This window comes from Streptomyces lycii (genome assembly GCF_009735685.1).
Classification (GTDB): Bacteria; Actinomycetota; Actinomycetes; order Streptomycetales; family Streptomycetaceae; genus Streptomyces; species Streptomyces lycii.
The window spans coordinates 1-8,392 of record NZ_WHPN01000382.1; the positions used below are offsets into that span (position 1 = coordinate 1).

The following is an 8,392-nucleotide window of genomic DNA, read 5'->3' on the forward strand; positions in this document are numbered from 1 at the left end:
GGAGCGGTGTCTTCCGAGACCTGGGCCGGGGCGGCGGGCGCTGCCGCCCCGGCGGCGCCGTCCGTCTCCGGCTGTCCCTCGGCGTCCCGGGGCCGCGATACCTGCTCCGTGGCCTGCTCCCCCGGCTGTTCCGCGGCCGCGTTTCCGGCGGAGTCCCGCGCGGACCGCGCCTGCTGTGCGGACTGTACGGACTGTGCGGTTCCGGGCTCGGGGGCGTCCTGCTGGACCCCGCTGTCGCCGACGGCCGTACCGTCCGGCTGCTGCTCCCCGGCGGCACCGGCGTGCGCGGTGCCCTCCTCGGCCGCCGCCGCGCCGGTGCCGCCGCGCGCGGCCGCCTCGTGCCCGGCTTCCGGTTCCGGGGCGCCCGCCTCCTCGTTCCCGGCGTCCTGATCCGGTGCGCCCGCCTCCGGGGTCGCCGGTTTGCGGCGCCTGCCCCGCGGCGTGGCCGGACGCTGCTCGGCCGCCGGTGCGGAAGCGGTGCCGTCAGTCTCCGCGGTTTCGGCCGTGGTCGTCCCTTCTTCTCCCGGCGCTCGGCCGGACCGCCGGTCGACACCGTTCACGGGTCCGCCGATCACTGCGGCCTCACCCGTGCCGTCCTCGACGGCCGCCTGCTGTGCGGGCTCGTCGCTGAACGCGGCCTGCACCGCGCGGCGACGGCGCCCGCGGGCGCCCGCCGGGGACCGCGGCTTCTCCGCGGCCGTGCCCTCGGCTTCCGGGGCTCCGGGGTTCCGGGCGGCCCTCCGCCGCGTGCCGGTGCCGTCGGTCCGGCCCTCCGTCCCAGCGGGCTCGGAGGCCGCGGCGGCGCTCGCTTCGCCTTCCGGCACGGAGCTTCCGGCTTCCGGTACGGAGCCTGCGCCCTCCGGTACGGAGCCCCCGGCGGGCCCCGCGTCGCCGGTCGTCCCGGCGGGCGTCGCCGCCCCGTCGGCCACGACGGCCGCGGTGTTCCCGTCCTCGGCGCCCGAGGGCGCCCGCGTGCCGTCCTCCGGAGCGGCGGTCGCCGACTGCTCCGCGGCTCCGGGCGCCTGCTGGTCCGGCAGCGCGGCCACGGCGGTGTCCGGTGCGTCCGCGTCGGCCGCCCCGTTGTCGCCGGGCCGGGGGTCCGTGTTCCCTGCGGCCGCCGGTGCCGCGGCGTCCGGGTCTCCGGCCGTCTCGTCCGCCGCGCTCTCCCCGTGCACACCGGTCTCGGGCGCGCCGATCTCACGGGTGCCGGTCTCAGGCGTGCCGGTCTCAGCGGTGCCGGTCTCAGCGGTGCCGGTCTCAGCGGTGCCGGTCTCAGCGGTGCCGGTCTCGGGTGTGCTGCCCGGGCCGCCGGTCACGCCGGTGCTCTCGGCCGCACCGGCAGCCGGTGCCTCCCCGCCGGGCGACGGCGGCACCTCTCCCCCGGTCCCGGCGGCGGGGAGCCGGTGTCCGGCCGCGGCCTCCGCATTTCCGTCACCGGCCGTCGGCTGCGCGCCGGTCGCGGCGCCGGCTCCGGGCTGCGGCGGTGCGGCCGCGGTGTCGGTGTCGGCGCCGGTGTCGGCACCGGTGTCGGCGCCGGTGGGCTGCGGCGGTGCCGCGGTGGCCGGTTCCGCCGCCGGATCCTGGGCCCGGCCGTCGGCGGCAGCCTGCGGTGCCTCTCCGGTGCCGTCCGGCTGCGGTCCCTGCTGCCCGGCGGCTGCTCCGGCGGCCGGAGACCCGGACCGCGGATGACCGGGCTCTTCGTCGGTGGTGGCGGGCGCGGCGGCCTGTGCCGGGTCCGCCGGTACGGCCGGGGCTTCCCGGTCCGGGGCGGCCTGCCGCTCGCCCTGTCCGGCGCCCTGCTCCCCGGTTCCGGTGGCCGCCCCCGCGCCGCCCGGCGCGGGCTGCGCGGCGCCGGTGCCGTTCCCGGAGCCCGGGGCGGTGGGCGCGGTGGTCCCGGTGGCGCCGGCCGGTTCCGTCGCGGGCGCCTCCCCGGTGTCCGGTGCCGTGGGCAGGACGGGGGTTGCCGTGCCCGCCGCCGCCTCCGGGGCAGCCGGGGTCGCGGCCGCCGCCGGGGCAGCCGCACCGGCGCCCCAGTACGTCGTCCGTGCCGGGATCTCGCCGAGCTGCGGTCCGGGCAGATTCGCCGCGGGCTGCCCGGCGTACGGCGGTACGGCGAAGGGTGCCCCGGCCGTCTCGTCGCCCGGGCCGGGGACGACGGGCGGAGCGGTCTCCCGCGTCTTTGCGACGGCAGGCTCCGCGGCGGCGGCCGCCTCCGGAGCAACAGCCTCCGGGGCAACAGCCGCCTCCGGGGCGGGGGATTCCGGCGTGCCGGGCTGCCCGGGACCGGGCTCCCCGGCGCCCTGCTGGGGCACGCCGTGCTCCGGCGCGTCCGGTTCCGCGGCGGCGGGCCGGGCCGGGCGCCGGGCGGGTGTCCCCGCCGGGCCCCGGTCGGCGAGCGAACGCACGACACCGCCCGTCGACTCGGGCACGGGCGGGCCCATGTGCAGCGGACGGCGGGCCGGTGCGGGCTGCTGCACGGGCTGGGCCTGCCGCCCGCCGGTCCGCTGTGCCTCCGCCTGCGCCGCGGCCTGTCCGGCGGCCGGCTGCCCGGCCGAGGAGTCCCCGGCCGCCGGCTGCTCGGTCGCGGGCCGCGGGATGTGAACGGTTCCGTGGTCCGCCGGGGCCGCGTAGCCGGGCATGTTCCCGGGCGCCCGGCCCGTTCCGCCCGGGCCCGGCGTGCCGTAACCCGCGCCGTCGTACCCGGTGCTGTCGTGACCGGCGCCGGGCTGCGGCATGGCGTCGTGGCCGCCGGTGCCCTGGACCGGATAGCCCTGGTCCAGCGGGCCGGAGGGCTGTCCCGGGACCGACGTGTGCGGGGAGGGCGCCGGGGCCGCCGCACCGAACTGCGGGCCGCCGGGCGCCGGTTCGGCCTCCGGCATGGGGCCCGGCACGGTCCCGGCCGCGGGCTGCTCGCTCCAGGCGCCGTGGGTGCCGGGCATCAGCAGCAGGTCGTCCTCCTCGGCGGGGAGCATGGCCGGCTGCGGGTAGGCCGGGTCCTGCGGATAGCCGTGCGCGTGGCCGGCGTGTACGAAGTGCGGGTGGTGGTCCGAGGGGCCGGTGCCTGCGGGGTGCGTGGAATCCGCGTACCGCGGTGTCTCCTGCTGTCCGCCTGCGTACTCCGGCAGCCCCTCGCCGGGGATCTGGCCGGTGTCAGTCATGCGTACCCCTCGCCCATCGGTAGTGCTCCTTCAACCGGTCGTCCGGCGCGCCCGGCCGCGACGCGGTGGCCGCCCACCGGGACAACGAGCGTGCCCGCCGGGCGGCACGTCACGCGTCCACGAAAGCGCCCTTACCCGCTCGAATCCACCAGACCGTTCCGGGCATTGACGAACGAAGTGCCGAACACCGCGCTGCGTGACAGCTACGTGACAACAGTCCGCCAGCCTACCTGGCGCGACAGCCGCACAGGTCACGGGGAGAGAAGCTCAGAAGGGTCGCCCGACCCGGTGGCCGCAGAGGAAAAAGGCCACCGCACGCTGCTTTTCCGTCCACCCGGCGGAGTTCGACGTGTCCAAATCCACAGCCTGGATCAGCGAACACTCGACGCCGTATCCGGCCTCGGCCAGGGCCCGTCCGACGGCCTCCGCCTCGTCGCGGGTGGCCGCGTGGGTGACGATCCGTTCCGGCCTGCGCGCCGCGCAGGCGGCGATCACGGGCACGCCCCCGCCGCCGACCCGTACGGTGTCCGGTTCGGGCAGGTCTTCGAGGATGTGCGGGGCGGTGCCCTGGACGACCTGGAGCTGTACGCCGTGCCGCCGCGCGGCGGCGGCGGTGCGTTCGCAGGCTTCGGGGTCGCGGTCCACGGCGATGACGGCCGCGCCGAACCGGGCCGTCTCGACGGAGGCTGCGCCGCTGCCCGCGCCGATGTCCCAGACCAGGTCGCCGACGCGGGGGCCCAGCCGGGCGAGTTGGGCGGCGCGCAGCTGCCCCGTCTCGGCCTCGGTGAACGGGCCGCCGTGCTCGTGCGGGGACAGCGCCCAGCCGCGTGGCGCGGACGGGCCGGCGCCGGGCTCGCCCCCGGCGATCCAGGCGGTGCCCTGTTCGACGGGCGCCCGGAAACCGCCGATGGAGATGACGACGTTGGGGTCGCGCCAGGTGTGGTCGGCGACCTTGTCGGAGGTGAGGACGGTGACCTGCTCCTGGTCCGTGCCCAGGGCCTCGCAGATGACGAACGTGCGGTGCACCGGCCCGAGCAGCAGCGCGAGTTCGGCGGGCCCGGCGCCGGGCGAGGTGAGGACGGCGACCTTGGTGTGCGCGCGGCAGACGTTGACCGCGCGGCGCAGGTCACGGCTGTGCGCGGTGACGATACGGGCGTCGTCCCAGGGCATCCCGGCGCGGGCGAAGGCAGCGGCGACGGACGAGACCGCGGGGACGACCTCGACCTCCAGGCCGTGCTCCGGCGCGCGCAGGGTGCGGACGACTCCGAAGAACCCGGGGTCGCCGTCGGCGAGGACGACGGCGGTGCCGCGGTGTCCCACGATGCGGCGGGCGGCGAGGGCGACGCTGCCGAGCCTGATCCGCTCGGCGGCCGGGGGGACTTCGGGCAGGGCCAGGTGGTGCGCGGCTCCGGCCACGAGGGTGGCCGCGCCGAGTGCGGAACGGGCCGCGTCGGTCAGCGGCGAACCGTCCCATCCGATCACCGTGACCCGGTCGGCCATCGTCGTCTGTCTCCTGGGCAGTTCTGGTCTCGTCGCGCGTGTCGGTGGCTCGCGGTGCGGAGCGTCGCCCGCGGTGCGGTGGCGCCGGGCGCGCGGCGCGGCGCGGGCACGGTGAGGGTACCCCGCCTGGTCCGGACCGGCGCCCGCGGGGACCCCGGCGGGCCACCCGGGTGTCAGTTCCAGTCGGCGTAGGCGCCGCGGCCGCCGCCTGCGGCGGATTCCTCCGCGAGGTCGTCGAGGTCCTCCGGGAGGAGGCTCCAGACGATCAGGTCGGTCCGGATGTCGGCCCAGCCACCGTCCTCGGTTCTGGTGCGGGCTATCCAGGCGTTGCGCAGCACGCCCTCGCTGATGCACCCGGTCTTCTGGGCGACCTGCTGGGAGGCGGTGTTGTCGGCGGCCGTGCGCAGTTCCAGGCGTTCGAATCCCTGGTGCTGGAAGAGCCACTGGGCGACGGCCCGCAGGCCTTCCGAGGCGTAGCCCTCGCCGCGGGCCCAGGGGGCGGTGACGTAGCCGACCTCGGCGGAGCGGCAGCGCCAGTTGGTGTTCCGCAGGTGGACGCTGCCGACCAGCCGCTGGGTGAGGAACTCGGTCACGGCGAAGACGATGCCGCGGCCCTCGGTGCGCTCGGCGGGGGCGGCCCGGGTGGCCCACTCGCGGGCGTGGTGGACGGTGTACGGCTGGGGGACGGAGGTCCATGCGATGACCAGCTCGTCGTTCATCATGTCCGCGAGGGCGGGCACGTCTCCCTCCTCGAACGGCCGCAGCACCAGCCGGTCGGTGCTGATCGTGATGTCCGGGAAAGTGGGTGTCATGCGCCGCTCCGGTTCGGGAATTCCAGCTGGACAGCCCAGCATGCAGCATGCGGACGGGGTGGCGCAGCGCCGGGTGGGCGTGCCTCAGGCCCCGCCGGGACGGGGCCTGAGGCTACGCGATCCGCGGTGCGGACGCGGGGTTCAGGAGCCGACGGGGCCGAAGGCGGGCAGGATGGAGCCCTCGAACCTGTCCTGGATGAACTTCTCGACCGGGTCCGAGTTGAGCAGCTTCGCGAGCTTCTTGACGCGCGGGTCGTCCTCGTTGCCCTTCTTCACGGCGAGGAAGTTGGCGTACGGGTTGTTCTCGGCCTTCTCCAGGACGATGGCGTCCTTGGCGGGCTTCAGGTCGGCGCCGATCGCGTAGTTGCCGTTGACCACGGCGGCGTCGACGTCGGCGAGCCGGGTCGGGATCTGGGCGGCCTCCAGCTCCTTGAACCGGAGCCCCTTGTCGTCCTCGATGTCGGCGAGGGTGGCCTCGCTGCCCACGCCGTCCTTGAGTTCGATGGCGCCGTTGTCGGCGAGGAGCTTGAGGGCGCGGCCCTCGTTGGTGGCGTCGTCGGGGAGCGCGACGGTGCTGCCGGGCTCGAGGCCGGAGACGGCGTCGAGCTTCTCGGAGTAGAGGCCCAGGGGCTCCAGCTCGACGTTCACGACGGGCACGATGTCGGTGCCCTTCTGCTCGTTGAAGTCGTCGAGGTAGGGCTTGTGCTGGAAGAAGTTGGCGTCGACCTCGCCGCTCTGGGTGGCGGTGTTCGGCAGGACGTAGTCGTCGAACTCCCGCACCTCCAGTTCGAGGCCGGCGTCCTTCGCCAGGTTGTCCCGGACGTAGTTGAGGATGTCGCCGTGCGGGGTCGGGGTGGCGGCCACGGTCAGGGGCGCGTCGGTGCCCCCGGACGAACCGGCGCCGGATCCGGCGTCGGAGGGGGCGCTGCAGGCGCCGAGGCCGAGGGTGGCGGCGGCCGCGACGGCGGCGGAGAGCTTCACGGAAGTGCGCACGAAGAGTGCCCTTTCTCAAGAATGCCGCAGCGTGCTGCGGAGGTGGTTCCGCCCGGCGAAGGGTCCGGGCTCGGTGGTGCGGCGGGCGCCGTGTCCGGCGGTGCCGGGCGCTGTCAGGCGGATTCCGGCACGGCCGGCGCGGGGCGGCCGCGCAGCAGGCGCGTCGCGGGCGCGGCCTCGGACCGGCCGCGGCGGGCGAGGGCCCGTACGGCGAGGTCGCCGGCCAGCTGGACGACGCTGACGAGGACGATCAGCAGCACCACGGTGATGATCATCAGATTGGTCTCGAAGCGCTGGTAGCCGTAGGTCTTGGCGAGGTTGCCGAGCCCGCCGCCGCCGACGGCCCCGGCCATGGCCGAGTAGCCGATGAGGGCGATGACGGTGGTGGTCAGGCCGGCGACGAGGGACGGCAGGGACTGCGGGAGCAGCACCTTCCGCACCACGGTCCAGGTGCCGCCGCCCATGGCCTGTACGGCCTCGACGAGCCCGCCGTCGACCTCGCGGACCGCGGTTTCCACCAGCCGGGCGAAGAACGGGATCGCGCTGACGGCGAGCGGCACGACGGCGGCGGTGGGGCCGATGGAGGTGCCGACCAGCAGGGTGCTGAACGGGATCAGGGCGATCATCAGGATGAAGAACGGCAGCGAGCGGCCGACGTTCACGACCACCCCGACGACCTTGTTCAACACGGTGTTCCGGAGCAGGCCGCCGCGGTCGGTGAGGACCAGCAGCACACCGAGCGGCAGCCCGCCGAGGACGGCGTACACCGTCGACCAGAGCACCATGTAGAGCGTGTCGAGACACGCGGCGTACAGCAGGGGCTGCATCTGGTCCCAGGTCACTTGGCACCTTCCTTCACAAGCTCGGTCGCGGGGGCCGGGTCCGCGGCGGTCGCGACATCGACTTGCAGGCCCTGCTCGCGCAGGAAGCCGATCGGGACGACGTTCTCCTCGAAGCGGCCGGGAAGTTCGATGCGCATCCGGCCGACCTGGCGGCCCGCGACGGTGTCCATCGCCGCGCCGAGGATCGATATGTCGATGTTGTACGTACGGGAGAGCTGGGAGATCACCGGCCGGGTCGCCGCCTCGCCGTGGAAGGTCACGTCCACCACGGTGCGGTCCTCGCCGGAGGGCTCGCCGCCGACCGGGAACAGCTCCCGGGCCAGCTCCGATCCGGGGGTGGCGAGCAGCTCCGGGACGGTGCCGGACTCGGTGATCCGGCCGCCCTTCATGAGCGCCGCCGAGTCGCAGACCGCCTTCACGACGTCCATCTCGTGAGTGATGAGCAGCACGGTGAGCCCGAGCTGCCGGTTGAGGTCGCGCAGCAGCTGGAGGATCGAGCGGGTCGTCTCGGGGTCGAGGGCGGAGGTCGCCTCGTCGGAGAGCAGCACCTTGGGGTCGCCGGCGAGGGCGCGGGCGATGCCGACGCGCTGCTTCTGGCCGCCGGAGAGCTGCGCCGGGTAGGCGCGGGCCCGGTCGGCGAGGCCGACCAGGTCGAGCAGTTCCAGGGCCTTGCGGCCGCGTTCCCGGCCGGAGACTCCGAGGATCTCCAGCGGCAGTTCGACGTTGTCCTGCACGGTGCGCGAGGACAGCAGGTTGAAGTGCTGGAAGACCATGCCGATCCGGGTGCGGGCCTGGCGCAGCGCGGCGCCCGCCCGGGGGCCGCGGCCGGCGAGGGCGGTCAGGTCCTGCCCGTCCACGGTCACCGTGCCGGAGCTGGGGCGCTCCAGCAGGTTGACGCAGCGGATGAGGGTGGACTTGCCGGCGCCGCTGCGGCCGACGACGCCGTACACCTCGCCCTCGCGGACGTGCAGGTCGACGCCGTCGAGGGCGGTGATCTCCCGTCCTCGTGAGCGGTAGACCTTGGTCAGGTCCTTGGTGGTGATCACAGGGGTTCGTCCGTCACTGTCGAGTGCGCGGCCGTCCTGGC

Annotated in this window: 5 protein-coding genes and 1 pseudogene; all 6 read right to left on the minus strand. The window is 75.6% G+C overall.

Annotated features, from left to right (window positions below):
* Window positions 1-3,158: pseudogene (locus GCU69_RS26125) on the minus strand (hypothetical protein); the annotation flags it as partial.
* Window positions 3,159-3,425: 267 nt separating this feature from the next.
* Window positions 3,426-4,658, minus strand: a complete 1,233-nt coding sequence (gene cbiE / locus GCU69_RS26130; protein ID WP_098750981.1) for a precorrin-6y C5,15-methyltransferase (decarboxylating) subunit CbiE — start codon at window positions 4,656-4,658, stop codon at window positions 3,426-3,428.
* A gap of 173 nt (window positions 4,659-4,831) precedes the next feature.
* Window positions 4,832-5,470, minus strand: a complete 639-nt coding sequence (locus GCU69_RS26135) for a GNAT family N-acetyltransferase (RefSeq protein ID WP_098750982.1) — start codon at window positions 5,468-5,470, stop codon at window positions 4,832-4,834.
* Between the two features lie 141 nt (window positions 5,471-5,611).
* Window positions 5,612-6,463: a MetQ/NlpA family ABC transporter substrate-binding protein gene (locus tag GCU69_RS26140; RefSeq protein WP_098750983.1), complete on the minus strand. Its 852-nt coding sequence runs from the start codon at window positions 6,461-6,463 to the stop codon at window positions 5,612-5,614.
* Window positions 6,464-6,576: 113 nt separating this feature from the next.
* Window positions 6,577-7,305 (minus strand): methionine ABC transporter permease, encoded by a 729-nt coding sequence (locus GCU69_RS26145; RefSeq protein ID WP_098750984.1) that lies wholly within the window; start codon window positions 7,303-7,305, stop codon window positions 6,577-6,579.
* The gene (locus GCU69_RS26150) at window positions 7,302-8,351 is read right to left on the minus strand and encodes a methionine ABC transporter ATP-binding protein (protein WP_098750985.1); all 1,050 of its coding nucleotides are present in this window, start codon (window positions 8,349-8,351) and stop codon (window positions 7,302-7,304) included. The genes GCU69_RS26145 and GCU69_RS26150 overlap by 4 nt, the downstream gene beginning before the upstream one ends.
* Window positions 8,352-8,392 lie beyond the last annotated feature (41 nt).

What these genes read in the sequence shown, in the direction of transcription:
- cbiE (WP_098750981.1), bottom strand. Translation starts at nt 4,658, where the DNA reads ATGGCCGACCGGGTCACGGTGATCGGATGGGACGGTTCGCCGCTGACC.
- GCU69_RS26135 (WP_098750982.1), bottom strand. Translation starts at nt 5,470, where the DNA reads ATGACACCCACTTTCCCGGACATCACGATCAGCACCGACCGGCTGGTG.